The organism is Candidatus Zixiibacteriota bacterium (assembly GCA_014728145.1).
Lineage (GTDB): Bacteria > Zixibacteria > MSB-5A5 > JAABVY01 > JAABVY01 > WJMC01.
Window position 1 is genome coordinate 1 of record WJMC01000132.1, and the last position, 20,451, is coordinate 20,451.

Below are 20,451 nucleotides of genomic sequence, written 5' to 3' on the forward strand. Positions count from 1 at the left end.
ACGGTCTATCTTGATACCGCCTTTTCCGCCTCCGAACGGGACAGAGACGATCGCGCATTTGTAGGTCATCAGCGAAGCCAGCGCCATAACCTCGTCCTCGTTGACATCCAGGCTGTAACGGATACCCCCTTTGACCGGGGTGCGATGATGGCTGTGTTCGGCCCGCCAGGCATGAATCGCCTCGATCTTGCCGTCGTCGCGTTTGAGCGGAAATGTGATGTGATATACACTGTTGCACATCTTGATCTGCCGCAACATACCGGCATCCAGACCTGTGTGCGGAGCGGCTTTGTCAAAGTACAAGTTGACCTGTTTATAGAAGCTGAGCGGTTGGGGCATCTGGGGTTCCTCCTTCAGACCAATCAACAGAAATCGCCCATTTTGATTTGTGTTAACCTGACAAATCTGTCCGATTTGACGAATTAATAAATAAAATCCTAAATTTACAAAAAAGTTCGCTAAATTTAAGCCAGGGCGCAAAAAACCTGACTCAACGCATAAACTTAAAATATAAAGAAAGCTTTTATAGGAAGCAAGTACTGGTCCGGTTTTTCGGTATATATTTATATTTTGAGCTGAGCGGAAGGTTATGAATATAATCACTGCAACATTATTATAAATAGTTTATATAATATTATATTTTCATTTTATCTCTCGTACTGTATATTTATGTCAGCGTTCCTGTACATTGCATATCAGGCTTGAGCAACGCTGGCATGTACGGTCATAACAGGCAAGTGTAAGGTCGGGTGGGTTTGATTCCGGCGGGCTGTCTCAATCGCGGTCGGCTTTGATGACTGAAACTTCACCCGCGGTGACACGCAGAAGTTCGCCCTTGCGTTTTGCGATCAGAGCGCCGTCGGCATCGAAATCATGAGCCACCGCCTGGATCAGCTTGCGTCCCTTGAGAAGTTTGATCCGTTTGCCAAGCAGAACCGAGTGCTTTTTGATCTTCGGCAAAAATGGTTTGAGGCTTTTCTTTTTGAAGATCTCATAGTTTTTTTCGATCCGTTCCAAAAGCATACGCAGAAATCCGATCCGGTCGATTTCCTCGCCGTATTCCATACGGATCGAGGTCGCGATTTTATGCAGTTCGGGTGGAAAATCGGAGCGAGCCAGATTGACATTGATTCCCATCCCGACCAGGACGTAATCGACCCGGTCGAGCTCGGCCGAGAGTTCGGTCAATATCCCGGTCACCTTGCGTCCGTCGATCTGGCAGTCATTGGGCCACTTGATTCCCGATTCGAGCTTATAACTGCTGTGCAGTATTTCGCTCAGGGAAAGTGCCATCAGAATCGATAGACTGGGGGCCTGCGCCGACGGTACCTCGGGCCTCAGGATGAGGGTCAACCAGAGCCCTTTCTTGGCCGGTGAATGCCAGCTTCTTCCCATCCTCCCGCGCCCTTTGACCTGTTTTTCGGCGATTACCACGGTTCCCTCGGGAGCACCCTGTTCGGCCAGCTCGCGGGCTATATCGTTGGTTGAGGTGACCGAAGCCCGCGCGACTATATTCTGGCCGATATACCCGGTCTTCAAATTGTAGCGGATTTCAATCGGAAAGATGGCGTCCGGTGCGGAGCTGAAGCGGAAGTGACTATGGCTGTCGGTTTCGAAACGGTAGCCCCACCTGGAGAGCTGGCCGATCGCTTCCATGGCGATACGGTCATCGCAACCGATTTTATCGGCAATCGTCTGGATTGAAAAGTAATCCTCGGGGTTCGAGCGCAGAAGCTCAATTAAAGCTTCCTGCAGGTCGGAAGGGTCGCCGGATGAATCTAGCTTCATTTCAACTCGATCTCCATCGACAGGTCGACGGCCGGCGCCGAGTGTGTCAGTGCTCCGGCGGAGATATAGTCGACCCCGGTTTGCGCGATTTTGCGAACGGTCCTGAGGCTGACATTGCCGGACGCTTCGATTTCGAGACCGGGGTGTTCGGAGCGAATTAGCTCGACAGCTTTTTTTATCCGTGATACGGTCATATTATCCAGCATGATCCTGTCGATTTTGTACTTTAGGGCGCGCTTGATCTGGTCGAAAGTCTTTGTTTCTACTTCTATTTTGGTCTTTTTACGGCCCCTGTGGGCGAGGCAGTTCTCGATAGCATTTTCGATTGAACCGGCAGTTTCAATATGGTTGTCCTTGATCAGGTACATATCAAACAGTCCGATCCGATGATTTTTGGCACCGCCGCAGTTGACGGCATATTTTTCAAGCAATCTCATGCCTGGCAATGTCTTGCGAGTGTCCAGCATCTCCGCGCGGGTGCCCTCGATTTGACGGGCAAAGCGTGCGGATAGTGTGGCTATTCCCGAGAGGTGCATCATAAAGTTCAGGGCTGTCCGCTCTCCGGATAGAAGAGTCTGCAGGTCGGCGTCGATGATTGCGACCATATCGCCTTTATAAGCCGTTTTACCATCACCGATTTTATTAGAATAGCGGGTTTTGGGGGAAATGTGTCGAAACACTGCGCGGGCCGGCTGATGGCCACAGACAGTCTGCTCCTGCTTGGCTCGAATTATTGCACGTGCCGGTCGTTTTCCACCTTCGATTGCCAGGGTAGTTATATCGCCTTGGCCGAGGTCTTCTGTGAGCGCGCGGGTTACGATTTCAGCAATGACCTTGTTATTAACTTTCATAGTGCCGTAAATTAATGCTTAGGTTGAAGCTGTCAATCAGAAATCGCTTTGAAAGAAGGATGATTGGTGTTAAATTACGACTGGAGGGCTCTTATTTTATGTCGAACTCGGAATACGAAAGATGTGGTTTCAAGGGGCATCGCTCCGAGCTGTGCTGGGTTTTTCAGACCTCGGCCGGGATTTCCTCCGGTCCGAGTGATATCCAGGATACTGTTGGGCGGTGTATCCGTTGCGATGTTTTCAACAAAGCTCTCGAGCGTGCCACCGGACGCCGTGAATCCGACCGCCTGCTGACATTAACATTGAAACGGCTGATTGGTCAACTGGTCGATTACAATATGGAATTGACCTCGACCACCGGCAGTTTGCAGAAACGAATTGAGGAACTGGCGGTCCTCAAGTCGGTCTCCGAAGCGCTGTTGCAGACTGAAGATCTTTACAAAGCTCTGGCGATCGTTTTGACCGGCGTGACTTCCGGGGAGGCCTTTGGCTTTAATCGGGCCATGATCTTTTTAGTCGATTCCACGCGCAATGTCCTGGAGGGTCAGCTCGGCCTCGGGCATCTCGAGTATCGTGAGGCGCCCAAAATTTGGAACAACCTCAGAGAAAATCGGCTGACTTTTGAGAACCTGATCGATAAGATCCTGGATATGGATGATATTCCGGTTAACAACCTGTCACGCGCGATTAAAGAGATCGTACTTCCGCTTGCACCCGACCGGGGAGTTCTGACACAGGCGATTTTAGAGAGGCGGCCATTAAATATCTCGACTGAAGCCGAGGTTGAGCTCGGCGATTCCCGGCTTGAGCCGATCCTGGGCCGGATACCGTTTGCGGTGATACCGATAATATCGCGTTACAATGTGCTGGGTGTGATCACGGTCGATAACTCGATCACCTGCGAAAAAATTACCGAAGAGGATATCCGCACGCTGGAAACACTGGCTAACCAGGCCGCCGCCAAGATCGAAAACGCCCTGCTTCATCGCACACTGGAGCTCAAGTATGCAGAGCTCAAGCATGTTCACTCGCTTCTCAAGAAGAATCAGGAGTACCTGGTCGAATCGGAGAGGCTGGCGGAGCTGGGACGTTTCGCAACGACAATCGCCCATGAAATCAAGACGCCCCTGATTACGATCGGGGGTTATGCCCAGCGGGTTCTGCGTAAGCTCGATCGGGAAGAAAAGGTCGAGCGCCGTTTGGTGCAGATCATCTCAGATGAAATCCTGCGCCTGGAGAGGATCGCGGTCGAGGTGCTGGATCTGTCGCGCAAGTCACCGTTGCAACTTGTCGCGCATGACTTAAATGAGATCGTGAGCGAAACCCTGGAGGTTCAGGAGCGTAAACTGCGATACCAGGATATTGTTATAGAAAAGGAGTTCTACCCGAAAGAGCTGGAAGTCCTGTCCGACAAGGACCGCCTCAAGCAGGTTTTCTTCAACCTGATCCAGAACTCTGCGGAGGCGATGTCGGAAGGTGGCAAAATGAAGCTCTCTACCGGGCGCAACGGAGACTATATTTATCTCCGCATCAGCGATACCGGCTGTGGTATGGATGATCAGGCCAAGAGCAAACTGTTTACGCCGTTTTATACCTCAAAGCGAACCGGGACCGGGCTGGGACTGCCGGTTTCGAAGAAGATTATCGACGATCACGGCGGATCGATATTGGTCGAATCCAAGCTTGACAGGGGTACGAGCTTTATCGTAAATTTACCTGCGAGAGCGAATCCCTCAGAAAGGAGGGCATGATGTCCAAAGTCCTGATAGTGGAAGATGAGCATAACCTTCTGGATTTGTACCGGATGGAGCTCGAAGACGAGGGTTACCAGGTCAGCACAGCTGTCGATGGCCCCTCGGCATTGAGTATCGCCAGCGAATTCGATCCCGACCTGATCGTGCTGGATATCAAGCTGGGTGAATCAGAAGGGCTCGATCTGCTGCAACAGTTCAAAGCCTTTAAAAAAGATATGCCGGTTATTCTCAATTCCGCCTATTCACATTACAAAAACGAGTTTACCAGCTGGCTGGCTGACGAGTATGTTACCAAGTCAGGTGACTTAAGCGAACTCAAACTGAAAATCAGCGAACTGCTACCCCCCTCGAAAAACTGAGCTGTACTGAAATTGTAATTCGACTTGATCCATACAGCCGTCGGGATAATCTCCCGGCGGCTTTTGCTGTGCGGGATGAGAACCCGACCGGATTTATCCTTTCTCGTTGTATGGTACTTATCTCCTGAAATATGCGAATTTTTATTTTAAATGTTTGCAGTGAACATGAGATAAAACCAGGTGCCGAGATCGTCATGCATACCGTCGAGCCATTTAGCATTCGGCAAAAACAGAGACATACCGAGTTGTCCTGTTAGCTGATCATAGATCTGCATCTTTCCGGTCAGGTCGAATTCGAAGCCGTATTTATCAAATCTGATGGGCCAGTAAAAATCGTTATCAGGAATGACTTTCCCGGTGTTCATGGATAAAAAATAATGTACATGAGACATTAACTCAAATCTGTCAGCCGGTTGAAATGAAAACTTAAGATACCAGTCTGAAAGACCGAATTGCGGGCCGGTGATAAAATAATCCATGTAACCTCTGAAAGCATGACCGGTATAGAATAAATTATAGAAAGAATTTCTTTCATTGTCAGTCCACTCAGGCCCTTGAGAATGTAATTCATCACCGGAGGTAATATCAAAACCTAACGCTATTCGAGGTTGAGATTTCTCATTCGATTGGTAACCGATTTCAGCTGCTATCATATAAGCTGAAACATCGGGATAATCTGCCTCGAAATGTGACCCGAACTGATAGGCGGCATCCAGAGCAATATCCAATCCCCAGTCGGTATCGCGCTGATAGAACATTCCCGCTGTCCAGATATTTTTCCGATATTTATATCTACCGGAATGTCCCTGCTGAACTTTTGAATGGTCGACATCTGCCAGTATAAAGAGGTGCAAGTGATCTTCAAGCCAGCGTGTGTACAAACCATAGAGGTTTTCATCACCGGAATGACCTGAATATTTTGCAGTGTCGAAACTTCGATCATTGATTTTCAGGAGAAACAGGTCGGCATTGAACAGGTCGAAATCGAATTCAAGGCGCAATCCGTCAAAAGTCCGTCCCACATTATGCCATCCAACCGCGCCGATCAGCCTTTCCCGGCCATACCTGGACTCGAAACGACCGATCTGCCATGTCAGTCTGTCCCACAGGCGGCACTGGAATTTGATATAGGCCTGATGAATTCCCAGATTGTTGTCATTGACCAGGCCGGCTGAATTGGTGCCCAGGTTGCGTGAATCCTGAATCTGCAAAAATATATCAGTCTTTTCCAGGCCGGTAAACAGTATTCCCAGACGGGTGCGCATCTGAGACCGTTCGACAAGGTCGGAATTATTGTCGAAATCCTTGCCGTCGAACTCACTGCGGATCCTGATCTGGCCGGTCAAAGTAAGGTCATCATTTATCACGATCCCCTGACCATCGAGCATTACCGGAAACAACAAAAAAGTCAATAAGAACAATACGGGCAATGGATTGCCGGTTTCCATACATACCTCCTGTGATTGCATCTATGCGGACAACTTAGATTTCCGATATGCCCGGGCCTGATGAAATTGTGTTAAGATGATGCCGAGTTTATTGAAGCTTCAACCCATATCGGACATATCCGGAAATATGTTAACGGTCTATATAGAAAAGTCAATCAATATTACTGGCGTACATAAAAAAATTGCTTTGGATTAAAATCTTTTTGCGTATAATACTGGTGTCAGAAGAATTAGTAAAAGAAAGGTGGCGGTATGTCTTCCAAGGCTAACAAGGGTGTCTACCTCTGTCGCGGTAACCGAATCCATGTAGTCTACAATAACACCACCCTGCATTTCGATTTCGATGAGTATGAACGCTATGTGCTGATGGTCGATGAGGCTTATTATCGGCTCAAAAACGAACTTAAAGCGCGCGATGAGTCTTTTTTTGATGAATCGGATGATGATTCTGATTTCGATTTTGACGATGATTTCGACGAGGATGACGATTTCTGATATAAATCTCCCGCTTATCCCATCTGTTTACCCATTTAGATAATTTTTTCACAATCTTGACCCCTCTAAAATAATTAGATACGGCTAAAATATGTACATGAATAGAGGTTGGATTTTTATTAGATTCTTGTTTATTTAGTTCGTATCACTTACAACAGGAGGTTAGACAGAGCCCGTAATCGGTATTCATAATTAATTGTTTTAGAAAGAATAAATCGTGATTTTGGGCTTGACAGGCTTGTGAAATCTGTTACATTTAATCACTTTGAAACCAGTGCTTTGAGATGGCGGTTCGGCTTACATTTTAGAGTGGGAGAGTGCGTAAAAAGGGTAATTTGAGCCTGGTCCGAAAACGCGAAGGATATGGGTTAGTTTGTTATTTATTTCTCAAGCAGATTGAATTGAAAATTAATTAATAAGAGAGGTTTGACCTCATAGAGCAAAAGTAAGGAGTCAAAATGGCAGAAGTACCGAATACCCCGTTACTGGATGAACTCGAGAAGGGTAAATGGCCAAGTTTTGTGACTGAGATCAAGGACGCGGCTAAGAGCAACGATATGTGCAAAGACCTGCTCGGCATCCTCGAGAAATCCTACAATGAGAAGATCGGCCACTGGAAACATGGCGGTATCGTGGGTGTTCTGGGCTACGGCGGCGGTGTAATCGGCCGTTACTGTGACGTGCCCGAAGAATTTCCCGGCGTATCCCATTTCCACACCATGCGAATCAACATGCCGGCGGCCTGGTTTTATACCTCCGACGCCCTCAGGAAGATCTGTGATATCTGGGAAAAGCATGGATCCGGCCTGACAAATATGCACGGTTCCACCGGCGACATCATTCTTCTGGGATGCCGCACTGATGATCTGGAGCCGACTTTCCAGGATCTGGCCCGCGAAGGTTTCGATATTGGCGGATCCGGATCGGATTTGCGTACCCCGAGTTGCTGCAATGGTATGGCTCGTTGTGAATGGGCCTGTTTCGACACCATGCGTGCCTGCTATGACCTGACCATGCACTGGCAGGATGAGCTTCACAGGCCCGCCTTCCCGTATAAATATAAATTCAAATTTGCCGGTTGCCCGAACGACTGCGTGGCCTCGATTGCCCGCGCGGATATGTCGTTTATCGGTACCTGGCGCGATGAGATCCAGGTCGACCAGGACAAGGTCAAGGAAGCTGTCGACAAAGACGGTGTTGACATGATCAACGATGTAGTCCTGCGCTGTCCGGGTCAGTGTATGCAGTGGGACGGCAACAAGCTGGAGATCGATGATTCCTCCTGCCGTCATTGTATGCACTGTATCAATGTTCTTCACAAAGCTCTCAAGCCGGGTAAGGACCGCGGTTGCACGGTTCTGATCGGCGCAAAGGCCCCGATTATCGAAGGCGCTCAGCTCTCATCGGTTCTGATCCCGTTTATGAAGATGGAACCGCCGTACGAGGAACTCAAAGACCTGATCGAGCGGATTTGGGACATCTGGTGCGATGAAGGCAAGGCTCGTGAGCGTATCGGCGAGTTCATCCAGCGTGTCGGTTTGGGTAACTTCCTGGAAGCTATCGAAATGGAACCGACTCCGGAGATGATCGCTCATCCTCGTGAGAACCCGTACGTCTTCTATGAAGAATACTATGAAGAAGGCGATGAAGAGGAAGAAGAAGAATAGTTAACCTGGAAAAAAGAACCTTTTAATACAGAGGTATAAAATATGGCAGAAGCACAGCAGGAAAGAATTACTGATATTGGTCCGCCACATTATGAGAAATTTTTGCCGCCGGTTATAAAAGAAAACTACGGCAAATGGGACTATCATGAATATGTCAAGCCGGGTGTCTATGTGCACGTGGCTGAAGGTGGCGACAAGATCTATACAGTGCGGGCCGCTTCCCCGCGTCTGGTTTCGATCCACAAGATCAGGAAATATGCCGATTTGGCTGACAAGTATTGCGACGGGTATCTGCGCTTTACCAGCCGTAACAATGTCGAATTTCTCCTGACCGATGAAAGCAAGATCGATCCCCTGATTAAGGATCTCGAGGAACTGGGCCATCCGGTCGGTGGTGTCGGCAACGCCATCTCGAATATCGTCCATACCCAGGGCTGGGTGCACTGTCACTCCGCCGCTACCGATGCTTCAGGTATCGTCAAGGCTGTCATGGACGAGTTAAATGAATACTTCACTTCCATGAAACTTCCGGCCAAGATCCGTATCGCCCTGGCCTGTTGTTTGAATATGTGCGGAGCGGTGCACTGTTCTGATATCGCTATTCTGGGTATTCATCGTCGTCCACCGAAAGTGATCGACGAAAATGTTCCCAAGCAGTGCGAGATTCCGAACGTGGTGGCCGCCTGTCCGACCGCGGCGATTCGCCCGGCCGAAAAAGATGGCAAGAAGAGCGTTGAAGTTATCGAAGAGAACTGCATGTTCTGCGCCAACTGTTACACAGTTTGCCCGGCCATGCCCCTGAACGATCCGCTCAATGACGGTGTCTCGATCTGGATCGGAGGCAAGGTTTCCAACGCGCGTCATGAGCCGATGTTCTCAAAGCTGGCGATTCCGTTTATCCCGAACAATCCTCCGCGCTGGCCGGAAGTGGTCGAGGCGGTCAAGGGTATCGTCGAACTGTGGGCCAAACATGCCCGCAAGTATGAGCGTATTGGCGAATGGATCGAGCGAATCGGCTGGCCGAAGTTCTTTAAGCTGTCCGGTATCGAGTTCGAGAAAGAGCATATCGATGACTTCAAGTATGCTGGATTGACATTTAAACGATCAACTCATATAACTTTCTAAAGGGTAAGGTGATTGTGGCTGATAAGTTGAGTGTAGAAGAAGTCGCTGAACAGATGTACAAGATGGTCGCGGATGCCCAGGGCCAGAAACAGCTCAAGCCCGGGGATTTGAACAAGGCCATGAAGCAGATTCACGGCGACAAAGTCGACAGAAAGATCTGTAAGGATGCCATCAAGCAATTGGTGAATTCCGGTCGCTGTGTCTACACGTACTTCGGCGGCAGTTATATTGAACTGCCACGTCAGGAAGGCGCGTCCAACGACTGATTCAGCCGTGTTTGGGTCGTATGCCGGTTGATAGATCGAAATTTATACCCAGAATCGTGGTCGCCGGAACTTCCGGCGACTCCGGTAAAACTCTTGTTTCGGTCGGTCTTCTGGCGGGCCTGCGACAACTTGGATACGTTACATGTGCGTTTAAAAAAGGGCCGGATTTCATAGATCCGGCCTGGCTTATGGCGGCCAGCGGCTCGAAAGTGCGAAACCTCGACACTTTTCTCGTCGACAGCCAAAAGGTCAGGACCTCGTTTATTACTCATTCCGATTCCGACTCGATCAACCTGATCGAGGGCAATCGCGGGTTGTACGATGGTTTCGATGTCGACGGCTCCCACAGTACCGCCGAACTGGCCAGGTTGCTCGATGCTCCGGTCATACTGGTTATTTGTGCTACCAAGACTACACGCACTCTGGCCGCTGTGGCACTGGGTATGAGGCAGATGGATCCGCAACTGAATATCGCGGGTGTAATTCTCAATCAGGTCGGAGGAAGTCGCCATAGACGGATCGCTTCTGAGGCAATCGAAAAATATGCCGGACTTAAAGTTATTGGGGCGGTGCCCAGGATCTCCGGTACCAGCCTGTTACCCGCGCGTCATCTGGGGCTGGTCACTCCCGCAGAATACGGGATGACTTCAGAAATAACAGGGGAAATTGGAAAACTGATTACGGATCATGTGGATTTGAACAGGATAGTGGAAATAGCCAGGCGGTCTCCCGATCTCAACTTTCAGGAGCGGACAAGTGACCGAAAAACAACCGAGACTAAGGTTAAAATTGGCTACTTTTCCGATTCAGCGTTTACTTTCTACTACCCGGAAAACCTCGAACTGCTCCAATCTCTTGGCGCAGAACTGGTTCCGATATCTTCTCTTTCAAGCCGGAAACTTCCAGGGATATCCGGGTTATACATAGGAGGCGGTTTTCCGGAAACCCATGCTGATCGACTGGCCAAAAATCATGAACTCAAGGCCGAGATCAAGCGCGGGGCCGAGAACGGCCTGCCGATTTACGCGGAATGCGGGGGATTGATATATCTCTGTCGGAGCTTGAAACTGAAGGAAAAAACATATTCAATGGCCGGCGTGTTCGATATCGATCTGGCCATGGGCGAAAAGCCTCATGGTCATGGCTACAGCCGGATGCAGGCCGACCTGGATAATGAATACTATCCCGGAGGAATTGAAATCAGGGGTCACGAATTTCATTATACATATCCACTTTCTGAGCAAATCGGCGAAAAGATGGTTTTATCTGTTTCAAAGGGGACTGGAATAGCCGGCGGCCGTGACGGTCTCGTCAAACAGAATGTCTTTGCCGCATATTTGCATGTCCATGCCGACGGTGAGGGGAGTTGGGCCTCAAACCTGGTCAGGCTGGCGAGCGTATATGCTCACAGGAATCGAAACGAAGGCTTTTCCGGTGGATCGCAACTTTTTGGGAGGAAGGCTGTATAAATTAAGGTGAAAATTGTTTGGATTACGAGCGATTATGTTGTATCTTTATATCCTGTTGAACAAGTAGTCCTTACGGGAGAATCGAAAATCCAGATTTAAATAAACTGAAGCTTACATCAAACTATCAGGAAGTGTAGTTATGGCAGTTCTCAAGAAGAAAAAGAAAAAGAAAAAAGGTCTGGGAGGCCTTGGATCGCGTTCGGGTGGTTCCAAGGAACAATCCTCGCGAAGACCGCAACAAGTGGAAAAGACTGCCCCCTGTATGGCGGCCTGTCCCAACAAGACAAATATTCGCAAGATCATCACCACTATTTCGATGATGGAGAAGAAGCAGAAGCCCAAAGAAGAGGCTTATGCTGAGGCCTGGCAGACCCTGGTTGAAAAGAATCCCTTCCCGTCGGTTTGCGGGCGTGTCTGCCCCCATCCCTGCGAGGCCGAGTGCAATCGCAAGGAAAAGGATTCTCCGGTGGCGATCAATAATATCGAACGGTTTATCGGCGATTATGCCATGGAGCACAATCTTCCGCTTCCGAAGGAAGCCGAAGAGACCCGTTCCGAAAAGGTGGCCGTTATCGGCGCCGGTCCCGCCGGCCTTTCCTGTGCCTATCAGCTTGCCCGCCGGGGCTACCCGGTGACTGTATATGAGGCTTTCCCGAAAGCGGGTGGTATGCTTCGCTATGGTATCCCGGATTATCGTCTGCCCCAGGATGTGCTGGATGCTGAAATCAAGCGCCTGGAAGAGATGGGAATCGAAATCAAGACCAATACCGTGATCGGTAAAGATATCGATTACCACGATCTGCAGAACGAGTACAAGGCGATTTTCGTAGGAATCGGCGCTCATAAGGGTTACAGCCTCGGGATCGACGGTGAGGATGCCGAGAATGTCTGGACCGGTACTGAATTTCTGAACCGGATCAATCGTGGTGAGACGATTGATGTCGGTGATAAGGTGTATGTCATCGGCGGTGGCGATACCGCTATCGATGCCGCGCGTGTCTGCCGACGTCTGGGGGCCGAGGTCACAATTCTCTACCGCCGGACCCGTAACGAGATGCCGGCCATCGAGGAAGAGATCGTCGGCGCTGAAGAGGAAGGTGTCAATTTCGAATTTCTGGCGGCTCCGCTTTCTATTACCAAGGAAGGCGACAAGGCGGTTAAGATGAACTGTCAGCGGATGGAACTGGGTGAGCCGGATTCTTCCGGTCGTCGTCGCCCGGTGCCGATCCCGAATGACGAATTCGAAGTCGAACTGACCTGCCTGATTCCGGCTATCAGCCAGGAACCTGGTTTCGATGGTCTCGAGGACCTCAAAGCCGGTCCGAAAGACTGGATCAAGGCTGATGATGATTTCAAGACCGACAAGGAAAATATCTATGCCGGTGGCGATGTGCTCAATTTGGGCCTGGTGACGATCGCGATTTACCAGGGACGAATTGCCGCCTACAAGATCCATGAAGAAGTCACTGGCGAGAAGATCGATGTCGATGACAATGTCGAGCACGATGTGATCAAGAGCGACAAGATGCTTTTGAGCTATTACGAGGAAAAACTGCGCCATGAAGGCCAGAAGATTCCGCCTTCCGAACGGCTCAAGACGATGGAAGAAGAGATTCTCAAGACGTTGTCGGAAGAGGAGTTTTTGGAAGAGACCCAGCGTTGCATGAGCTGCGGTTCCTGTTTCGAATGCGGTCAGTGCTGGAGCTATTGTCAGGACAGCGCGATTATCAAACCGTTGACTCCGGATCAGACATATACATTCAAGCTCGATTTCTGCAAGGGATGCGACAAGTGCGCGGAAAACTGCCCCTGCGGTTATATCGAGATGCATTAATTATTGACTTGTATGAGATGGTTTATTAAAATAGAAACATTAATTTATCAAGGGAGGATTGCAGATGCCAATCTTTGAACATGGCGAACTCAAGATCGCAGTCGATGAAGACGGCTTCATGGAAAATCCGGAAGAATGGAACGAGGACATTGCCAAGGCCCTCGCGTCCACTGAGGATGTTGGCGAAATGACCGAGGAACACTGGAAACTGGTTAACTACCTGCGCGATTATTATCTCAAGTTCGGAATCGCTCCGATGATCCGCAAGCTCTGTAAGGAAACCGGTTTTCCGCTCAAGAAAGTCTATGAGTTGTTCCCCTCCGGCCCGGCCAAGGGCGCCTGTAAAGTGGCTGGCCTGGCCAAGCCGACCGGCTGTGTCTGATCAGACTTTTCCGTAGATCAAAAAGCCCCGCATCATGCGGGGCTTTTCTTATGTTATGCTTGTGATTTTTGGCACAAATTTGCGCCCGGCCACAGTCGTATATTTGTCTGGATGGCAGTCCCCGATAAAACGGCTGGCTTTGTGAAATTCAGAACTATTTTACTTGATTTTCATGAGCCAGTTTGCTATATAAATTAATTACTTAGATGATGGCGGAAGGTAGATTTCTCTACAATCTTATGGCAATTCGGGAGACCGGTCAGTTCCCGGAGAATAGTGTGTGTCAGCGCTATTTTTGAGAAATCTCGAAGGCAGGCGAGAGGTCATTTAAATTGCAACTTACCGAGATTCTGCAATCACGAAAAAAAGCGATCCTGTCGAACTGGCGTAAACGGATTATTGCCACCTACCCCGAGGATGCCCACAGTTTCCTGAAAGATCAGAAGGATCGTTTCGCAAATCCGATCGGTGCGGCTATCCGGCATGGGACCGAAGCGCTCTATGAGGGTGTAATCAACTGCTCGGACCGCGAATGTCTCTGCGGTGCCCTTGAAGATCTGGTCAAGATACGTTCTGTGCAGGAGTTTTCCCCCTCGAAAGCGGTGGCGTTTGTTCTGCTGTTGAAGCCGGCGGTGCGCGAAGAACTCGGATCCGAGTTAAGTGCTGGAGATGACCTCGAGGTTCAGCTTATGGATCTGTATGGCCGGATCGATGAATTGTTGCTGTTGGCGTTCGACAGTTACACGGATTGCCGTGAGAAGATTTACAACATCCGGATCAACGAGTTAAAAAACAATTCTGCTCTGGCCTATCGTCGTCTCAACCGTCCCGCAAAAGAGCAAAAAGATAACGATGAGTCGCGCAAATAGTGACTCGTATAGATTATATAATTTGAAGGGAGGTTCTGGCAAATGGCAGCCATTTCTGCGCTGTTAATTCTGGCAGTCCTGATAGTCGTGTCGATGGTTGGCACCGGCATGGCAGATTTGGACTTCCTGTTCGGTGTGGTCTTCCCGTATGCGGCGATCTTGATCTTTCTGGTCGGATTCATATACCGCATAATTCGCTGGGCGCAGTCGCCTGTGCCGTTTAAGATCACCACCACCTGCGGACAGCAAAAATCCCTTGACTGGATCAAGGACTCGCCTTTCGAGGCGCCTCACAGCAAGCTGGCCGTGATTGGCCGGATGCTGATGGAGATCCTGTTTTTCCGGTCGCTGTTTCGCAACACCAAGGTCGACTTGAAAAAAGACGGCCCCCGGGTTGTCTATGGCGGTTCCAAGTGGCTCTGGCTGGCGGGATTGGCATTTCACTGGTCGTTTCTGATCATCCTCTTGCGTCATTACCGTTTCTTCGCCGACCCGGTGCCGTTTTTCGTCAGCGGTATAGAATCGCTCGACAGTTTCTTCCAGATCGGCCTGCCGTTGTTCTATATCACTGATGCCATCATCCTGATCGCACTCACATACCTGTTTTTAAGACGGGTGGCTGATCCCAAGATGCGCTTCATCAGCCTCGGTTCGGACTATTTCGCCCTGTTTTTGCTGTTGGCGATCGGGGTGACCGGGGTGCTGATGCGTTATACGCCGATGCGGGTCGATATCATCTCGATCAAGGAGCTGGCCATGGGGCTGGTGAGTCTCAAGCCAGTGGTACCAGCCGATATCGGATCGATCTTTTACATCCATCTCTTTCTGGTGAGCGTGTTGTTTGCGTATTTCCCATTCTCGAAATTGATGCATATGGGCGGCGTGTTCATGTCCCCGACTCGCAATATGGCTAACGACAACCGGGTCAAGCGACATGTCAACCCATGGGATTACCCGGTCAAAACTCATACTTATGAGGAATGGGAAGATGAGTTCAGAGAACTGATGAGAGCGGCTGGAATGCCGTTGGAGAAGGAAAAGTAATATGGCGGAAAAATTAGTAAAACCGGAAGAACTGGCCGGCGGTATTGATTACAAGCCGAAGCAAAAAGACTGGTTCGATCCGCGTGTCGAATTCAGGCGAGGCACCTGGAATTATGCCGCTCCGCCGGATAATTTGAAATACCTGGATCTGCCCAACCCGCGCAAATGGTCGCCGACCGACGAGGACTGGAAGCTTCCCGATAATTGGAAGGAGATCATTCTCGAGGGACTGCGCGATCGGATCAAGCGTTTCCGTTCACTGCAGGTCTTTATGGACATCTGTGTCAGGTGCGGGGCCTGCGCTGACAAGTGCCATTTCTTTATCGGTTCGGGCGATCCCAAGAATATGCCGGTCCTGCGAGCTGAGCTGTTGCGTTCAGTTTACAGAAAAGATTACACCCTGGCCGGCAAGCTGATGGGCAAGATGGTCGGCGCTCGTGAGTTGACTGTGGATGTGCTCAAAGAATGGTTCTATTATTTTTACCAGTGCACCGAATGCCGTCGCTGTTCGGTCTTCTGCCCGTACGGTATCGATACGGCAGAGATCACCATGATCGCGCGCGAGCTATTGAACCTGGTGGGCGTCTCGATCGAGTGGATCTGCACCCCGGCGGCGAATTGTTTCCGAACAGGAAATCACCTCGGTATTCAGCCTCATGGTTTCGCCGACAGTATCGAATTTGCAGTTGACGAGCTGGAGGAATTGACCGGGATCAAAGTCGATGCCCCGATTAACAAAAAAGGGGCCGAGATCCTGTTTGTAGCGCCTTCGGCAGATTACTTTGCCTCACCCCATTACTATACGCTTCTGGGGTATTTAGCACTATTCCATGAGATCGGACTTGATTACACCTGGAGCGCTTACGCTTCAGAAGGTGGCAATTTCGGGTTGTTCCATTCGCACGAGATGATGAAACGGCTCAATGCCAAGATCTATGCCGAGGCCAAACGGCTGGGCGTGAAATGGATTCTGGGTGGTGAGTGCGGCCATATGTGGCGGGTGATTCACCAGTATATGGACACTCTCAACGGTCCGGCAGATTTTCTGGAAGAGCCGGTCTCTCCGATCACCGGGACCAGATTCGAAAATGCCAGATCGACAAAGATGGTGCATATCACCGAATTCACCTCCGACTTGATTCGCCACGGCAAGATTAAGCTGGATAAGTCCAGAAATGATCACTGGCATGCGACTTTTCATGACTCCTGCAACCCTTCGCGGGCGATGGGTCTTCTGGAGGAGCCACGTTACGTGATTAAAAACTGCATGAACAAGTTTACCGAGATGCCGGAGAACACGATCCGTGAACAGACCTTCTGCTGCGGTTCAGGTTCCGGTCTGGGTACCGATGAGAATCTGGAGATGCGTCTGCGGGGCGGTTTCCCGCGGGCCAATGCCTGCAAGTATGTGCATGATACCAAAGATGTCAATATCCTCTTGTGTATCTGTGCCATCGACAAAGCCACCCTGCCACCGCTTCTTGAATACTGGGTTCCCGGAGTCGAGGTAGGCGGTATCCACGAGTTGATCGGCAACGCCCTGATTATGAAGGGAGAAAAACGCGAGACCGACCTGCGCGGTACACCATTGCCGAATCTCGCACCTGCCGAGGAAAATACAGAAGACAAAGCTGAGACCGGAGAGGAGGGCGAAGGCGATGTATGATGCCGGGAAAGTTATAATCGGGATCATCGTGTTTCTGGTGATCGCCAGTTTTCCAATCTGGTATGCGGTCGCCGGTGGAAAAAGCGCAGATATCCCCGAGCTCGAAAAAGCGGCTAAAGGTGATAACTGTGTGATGGAGACCGAAGAAATGCGGGCGGCTCACATGGACCTGTTGAACGACTGGCGCAAGCTTGTGGTTCGCGACGGACTTCGATATTATACCGCGTTTGACGGCGAGAAAGTCGAGATGAGCATGACCAAGACCTGCCTGGGATGTCATCCGAATAAAGACGCGTTCTGCGACCGCTGTCATAATTACATGGCTGTAAATCCCTACTGCTGGGACTGCCATGTCAATCCGAAGGAGTTTGAGTAATGGGAATTGATAGAAGAGGATTTCTGAAAGTCTCGGGTCTGACCGTTTTGGGAATCGCTTCCGGCAAGGCGTCAGAAACTTTCGCGTCATCGGATTCCCATGGTCATACCTCCGACGGCACCACCAAGCGTTATGCTATGGTGATTGACCTGCAGTTATGCAAGGAACAGGAGGGCTGTACCGATTGTGTCAATGCCTGTCACCATGTTCACAATGTGCCCGAGTTCGACAACCGCAAAGATGAAGTCAAATGGATCTGGAAAGACAGCTTTCATCACGCTTTCCACGAACAGGAGCATCATTACCTTGACAAGGATATAGTCAATCATCCTGTCCTGCTTCTGTGCAATCATTGCGATAATCCACCCTGCGTGCAGGTTTGTCCGACCAAGGCGACATTCAAGCGGGAATCGGATGGTATCGTGATGATGGACTGGCATCGCTGTATCGGTTGCCGTTACTGCGTGGTGGCCTGTCCCTATGGTTCACGCAGTTTCAACTGGCGCGACCCGCGTCCGCATATCGAGGAAGTAGTGGATGATTTTCCTACCCGGACGCGTGGAGTAGTCGAGAAATGCACATTCTGCGAGGAGCGGATTTTCGAGGGACGACCGCCGGCCTGTGTGGAGGCATGTAAACATGGCGCGATGGCGTTCGGCGACCTGGAGGATCCTGAATCCAGGGTCAGGGAGTTGTTGCGCGATCGCTTTTCGATTCGCCGCAAACCGGCCCTCGGAACTGAACCTGAAGTCTATTACTTAGTGTGAGGTATTTATGATAGAGAATGCTTTAACAGGAAGCAAACGCTACTGGACCTGGGTGGGATTCCTGCTGGTGGTTATCTTCATCGGATTTCTCTTCTACCTCCGCCAGTTTCATGAGGGGTTGGGAATTACCGGTCTTTCACGCGATATCACCTGGGGTTTCTATATTGCCCAGCTGACATTTCTTGTGGGTGTGGCAGCATCGGCTGTGATGGTCGTCTTGCCGTACTACCTTCACAATTATAAAGCCTTCGGCAAGATCACGATACTGGGAGAATTTCTGGCAATCGGCTCGGTTGTTATGTGTGTGCTGTTTGTAGTGGTCGACCTCGGTCAGCCGTTCAGGGCTTTTAATCTGTTTTTGTATCCGACTCCCAATTCGATGTTGTTCTGGGACACCATCGTGCTGTCGGGTTATTTGATTTTAAACGCTTTGATTTCAGTGGTAACACTCAGTGCCGAGCGCAAAGGAATTGCTCCGCCCAACTGGATCCGTCCAGTGATTATCTTTTCGATACCCTGGGCTGTCTCGATTCATACGGTAACTGCGTTTCTGTATGCCGGTCTGGGTGCGCGCCCGTTCTGGATGACCGCTGTACTGGCGCCTCGGTTTCTGGCTTCGGCTTTTGCCGCCGGCCCCGCGCTTTTGATTTTACTCTGTCTGCTTCTGCGCAAAATCACGAAATTCAATGCCGGTGATGAGCCGATTCGAAAACTCTCGGTGATTGTTACCTATGCCATGATCGTCAATGTGTTTTTAGTGTTGATGGAGTTCTTCACCGCTTTCTATTCCAGCATCCCGGAGCATACCGCTCATTTCAAATACATGTATTTCGGACTGGATGGAAAAGCCAATTTGGTGCCATGGATGTGGACCTCGGTGGTGCTGTCAATTGCAGCTTTAGCGCTATTGATCGTACCCAAATGGCGGAGAAACTTCAAGCTTTTGACCGTCGCCTGTTTTGCGGTCTTCATCGGCCTCTGGATCGACAAAGGACTGGGCCTGATCGTCACTGGATTCGTTCCCACGGTCCTCGGCGAGGTTGTCGAATACGCTCCGACCTTCCCGGAGATCATGATAACTATCGCGATCTACGCAGTGGGGGCATTGATCGTGACTGTCTTCTACAAGGTCGCTCTGACAGTTCGGGGCGAAATCATCTACGACCGAATCAAACCGGGTGCAAAACCGCAGTCGGTAGAGACTATCGGTTCCTGACAGGTATATATAATGCTTATTTTACGATGCCGGACATGAGTGATCATCTCCGGCATCGTGCTGTTTCGGAGTAAATGATATGGATAAATCTGATGTCGTTATAATCGGGGGTGTGGCCTGCGGATGTAAAACCGCCGCTTCACTGGCCCGTCGCAAACCGGAATTCAAGATAACGTTATTCCAGAAGGAAAAGGAACTCTCCTATGGCACCTGCGGACTGCCGTATTTCGCCTCGGGCGATATCGACAGCTTCAGGCAGTTGACCGAGACAAACTACAATGTCGTCCGCGATATTGACTTTTTCAAAAACAGCAAGGGTTTCAACGCTGTTGTCGAATCGGAAGTTACCAAAATCGACCGTGAGAAAAAAATAGTTCATGTGAAGGATCTGAAAAGCGGAGATGTTTATCAGCATGGCTACGACAAGTTGGTGCTTGCCACCGGGGCATCTCCTGTGACACCACCGATTGAATTTCCAGAATCAGATCGTATCAGCCATTTCACACGGCCTTCGGACGCTATCAACTTCCGAAAATCAGCTCAGACCGGTCAGGTTGGATCGGCATTGATCCTGGGAGGCGGTTTTATCGGATGCGAGCTGGCCGAATCCTGTGGAGGCTTATGGGGACTCGAGACCACGCTGGTCGAAAAAGAACCTCAACTGCTACCATATGTGCTGGACCGCGAGATGTCTCTGCCAGTTGAAAAACACCTGGCTGAAAACGATGTCAATGTCCTGATCGATACCCGTGTGACTAAAGTCGAAGCACCTGATGATGATACCGTCGTGGTGACTCTCACCAACGATAAAAAAGTAACAGTCGATTACCTTTTTGTCTGCGCTGGTGTCCGTCCCGCTTCCGAACTCGCCAGAGAGGCCGGCCTCGAACTGGGTGAAAGCGGTGGAATAGCGGTTGACGATTCTATGTGTACATCAGATCCGGATATCTATGCCGGTGGCGATGTGGTCGAACTTCGTCACCAGGTCACCGGACAACCTCTGTATATCCCGATGGGATCGTTGGCCAACCGTCACGGACGCATTATCGCAGAAAATATCGCTGGTGGAAATTCC

Annotated in this window: 20 protein-coding genes; 16 read left to right on the forward strand and 4 right to left on the reverse strand. The window is 50.1% G+C overall.

Annotated elements, in window-relative coordinates; translation table 11 throughout:
• From GF404_07665 to nadC, 3 genes are all read right to left on the reverse strand, one after another.
• A partial coding sequence (locus GF404_07665) for a Glu/Leu/Phe/Val dehydrogenase (GenBank protein MBD3382057.1) occupies positions 1-339 on the reverse strand: 339 nt, incomplete at its 3' end.
• Between the two features lie 435 nt (positions 340-774).
• Positions 775-1,788: a biotin--[acetyl-CoA-carboxylase] ligase gene (locus GF404_07670; protein MBD3382058.1), complete on the reverse strand. Its 1,014-nt coding sequence runs from the start codon at positions 1,786-1,788 to the stop codon at positions 775-777.
• Complete coding sequence (nadC, locus tag GF404_07675) at positions 1,785-2,639, reverse strand: carboxylating nicotinate-nucleotide diphosphorylase (GenBank protein MBD3382059.1); 855 nt, start codon at positions 2,637-2,639, stop codon at positions 1,785-1,787. Before nadC ends, GF404_07670 begins: the two co-directional genes overlap by 4 nt.
• Before the next feature lie 14 nt (positions 2,640-2,653).
• On the opposite strand from nadC, the gene GF404_07680 reads away from it, so the two are divergent.
• Both GF404_07680 and GF404_07685 read left to right on the forward strand, forming a co-directional pair.
• Positions 2,654-4,390 (forward strand): GAF domain-containing protein, encoded by a 1,737-nt coding sequence (locus GF404_07680; GenBank protein MBD3382060.1) that lies wholly within the window; start codon positions 2,654-2,656, stop codon positions 4,388-4,390.
• On the forward strand, positions 4,390-4,752 hold the full coding sequence (locus GF404_07685; protein ID MBD3382061.1) for a response regulator: 363 nt from the start codon (positions 4,390-4,392) through the stop codon (positions 4,750-4,752). The genes GF404_07680 and GF404_07685 overlap by 1 nt, the downstream gene beginning before the upstream one ends.
• Before the next feature lie 146 nt (positions 4,753-4,898).
• Here GF404_07685 and GF404_07690 read toward each other — a convergent pair whose 3' ends face one another.
• Positions 4,899-6,221, reverse strand: a complete 1,323-nt coding sequence (locus GF404_07690; protein ID MBD3382062.1) for a hypothetical protein — start codon at positions 6,219-6,221, stop codon at positions 4,899-4,901.
• A 231-nt stretch (positions 6,222-6,452) separates the two neighbouring features.
• Here GF404_07690 and GF404_07695 point away from each other — a divergent pair, with 231 nt between their 5' ends.
• From GF404_07695 to GF404_07760, 14 genes are all read left to right on the forward strand, one after another.
• Complete coding sequence (locus GF404_07695; protein ID MBD3382063.1) at positions 6,453-6,695, forward strand: hypothetical protein; 243 nt, start codon at positions 6,453-6,455, stop codon at positions 6,693-6,695.
• A 458-nt stretch (positions 6,696-7,153) separates the two neighbouring features.
• Positions 7,154-8,362 (forward strand): dissimilatory-type sulfite reductase subunit alpha, encoded by a 1,209-nt coding sequence (dsrA, locus tag GF404_07700; GenBank protein ID MBD3382064.1) that lies wholly within the window; start codon positions 7,154-7,156, stop codon positions 8,360-8,362.
• A gap of 42 nt (positions 8,363-8,404) precedes the next feature.
• Positions 8,405-9,487: a dissimilatory-type sulfite reductase subunit beta gene (gene dsrB / locus GF404_07705; protein ID MBD3382065.1), complete on the forward strand. Its 1,083-nt coding sequence runs from the start codon at positions 8,405-8,407 to the stop codon at positions 9,485-9,487.
• Positions 9,488-9,501: 14 nt separating this feature from the next.
• Entirely contained in the window at positions 9,502-9,753 is a 252-nt protein-coding gene (locus GF404_07710) for a hypothetical protein (protein MBD3382066.1), read from the forward strand.
• A 20-nt stretch (positions 9,754-9,773) separates the two neighbouring features.
• Positions 9,774-11,222 (forward strand): hydrogenobyrinic acid a,c-diamide synthase (glutamine-hydrolyzing), encoded by a 1,449-nt coding sequence (cobB, locus tag GF404_07715; GenBank protein MBD3382067.1) that lies wholly within the window; start codon positions 9,774-9,776, stop codon positions 11,220-11,222.
• Between the two features lie 139 nt (positions 11,223-11,361).
• Positions 11,362-13,056 (forward strand): FAD-dependent oxidoreductase, encoded by a 1,695-nt coding sequence (locus GF404_07720; GenBank protein ID MBD3382068.1) that lies wholly within the window; start codon positions 11,362-11,364, stop codon positions 13,054-13,056.
• A gap of 64 nt (positions 13,057-13,120) precedes the next feature.
• Positions 13,121-13,438, forward strand: a complete 318-nt coding sequence (gene tusE / locus GF404_07725; GenBank protein ID MBD3382069.1) for a TusE/DsrC/DsvC family sulfur relay protein — start codon at positions 13,121-13,123, stop codon at positions 13,436-13,438.
• Between the two features lie 302 nt (positions 13,439-13,740).
• Positions 13,741-14,307 (forward strand): hypothetical protein, encoded by a 567-nt coding sequence (locus GF404_07730; GenBank protein MBD3382070.1) that lies wholly within the window; start codon positions 13,741-13,743, stop codon positions 14,305-14,307.
• Positions 14,308-14,349: 42 nt separating this feature from the next.
• Entirely contained in the window at positions 14,350-15,351 is a 1,002-nt protein-coding gene (locus GF404_07735) for a menaquinol oxidoreductase (GenBank protein ID MBD3382071.1), read from the forward strand.
• A gap of 1 nt (position 15,352) precedes the next feature.
• Positions 15,353-17,017 carry a (Fe-S)-binding protein gene (locus tag GF404_07740; GenBank protein MBD3382072.1) on the forward strand — a complete coding sequence of 555 codons (1,665 nt, stop codon included), beginning with the start codon at positions 15,353-15,355 and terminating at the stop codon, positions 17,015-17,017.
• On the forward strand, positions 17,010-17,393 hold the full coding sequence (locus GF404_07745) for a cytochrome C (GenBank protein ID MBD3382073.1): 384 nt from the start codon (positions 17,010-17,012) through the stop codon (positions 17,391-17,393). The genes GF404_07740 and GF404_07745 overlap by 8 nt, the downstream gene beginning before the upstream one ends.
• Positions 17,393-18,160, forward strand: a complete 768-nt coding sequence (locus tag GF404_07750; protein ID MBD3382074.1) for a 4Fe-4S dicluster domain-containing protein — start codon at positions 17,393-17,395, stop codon at positions 18,158-18,160. The genes GF404_07745 and GF404_07750 overlap by 1 nt, the downstream gene beginning before the upstream one ends.
• A gap of 7 nt (positions 18,161-18,167) precedes the next feature.
• Complete coding sequence (locus GF404_07755) at positions 18,168-19,376, forward strand: menaquinol oxidoreductase (GenBank protein ID MBD3382075.1); 1,209 nt, start codon at positions 18,168-18,170, stop codon at positions 19,374-19,376.
• Between the two features lie 79 nt (positions 19,377-19,455).
• Positions 19,456-20,451, forward strand: a 996-nt coding sequence (locus GF404_07760) for a pyridine nucleotide-disulfide oxidoreductase (GenBank protein ID MBD3382076.1), incomplete at its 3' end; no start/stop codon positions are given.

Excerpts from the sequence above, each read along its gene's own strand:
- GF404_07670 (MBD3382058.1), bottom strand. The coding sequence starts at position 1,788 with ATGAAGCTAGATTCATCCGGCGACCCTTCCGACCTGCAGGAAGCTTTA.
- nadC (MBD3382059.1), bottom strand. The coding sequence starts at position 2,639 with ATGAAAGTTAATAACAAGGTCATTGCTGAAATCGTAACCCGCGCGCTC.
- GF404_07680 (MBD3382060.1), top strand. The coding sequence starts at position 2,654 with ATGCTTAGGTTGAAGCTGTCAATCAGAAATCGCTTTGAAAGAAGGATG.
- GF404_07685 (MBD3382061.1), top strand. The coding sequence starts at position 4,390 with ATGTCCAAAGTCCTGATAGTGGAAGATGAGCATAACCTTCTGGATTTG.
- GF404_07690 (MBD3382062.1), bottom strand. The coding sequence starts at position 6,221 with ATGCAATCACAGGAGGTATGTATGGAAACCGGCAATCCATTGCCCGTA.
- GF404_07695 (MBD3382063.1), top strand. The coding sequence starts at position 6,453 with ATGTCTTCCAAGGCTAACAAGGGTGTCTACCTCTGTCGCGGTAACCGA.
- dsrA (MBD3382064.1), top strand. The coding sequence starts at position 7,154 with ATGGCAGAAGTACCGAATACCCCGTTACTGGATGAACTCGAGAAGGGT.
- dsrB (MBD3382065.1), top strand. The coding sequence starts at position 8,405 with ATGGCAGAAGCACAGCAGGAAAGAATTACTGATATTGGTCCGCCACAT.
- cobB (MBD3382067.1), top strand. The coding sequence starts at position 9,774 with ATGCCGGTTGATAGATCGAAATTTATACCCAGAATCGTGGTCGCCGGA.
- GF404_07720 (MBD3382068.1), top strand. The coding sequence starts at position 11,362 with ATGGCAGTTCTCAAGAAGAAAAAGAAAAAGAAAAAAGGTCTGGGAGGC.
- tusE (MBD3382069.1), top strand. The coding sequence starts at position 13,121 with ATGCCAATCTTTGAACATGGCGAACTCAAGATCGCAGTCGATGAAGAC.
- GF404_07735 (MBD3382071.1), top strand. The coding sequence starts at position 14,350 with ATGGCAGCCATTTCTGCGCTGTTAATTCTGGCAGTCCTGATAGTCGTG.
- GF404_07740 (MBD3382072.1), top strand. The coding sequence starts at position 15,353 with ATGGCGGAAAAATTAGTAAAACCGGAAGAACTGGCCGGCGGTATTGAT.
- GF404_07745 (MBD3382073.1), top strand. The coding sequence starts at position 17,010 with ATGTATGATGCCGGGAAAGTTATAATCGGGATCATCGTGTTTCTGGTG.
- GF404_07750 (MBD3382074.1), top strand. The coding sequence starts at position 17,393 with ATGGGAATTGATAGAAGAGGATTTCTGAAAGTCTCGGGTCTGACCGTT.
- GF404_07755 (MBD3382075.1), top strand. The coding sequence starts at position 18,168 with ATGATAGAGAATGCTTTAACAGGAAGCAAACGCTACTGGACCTGGGTG.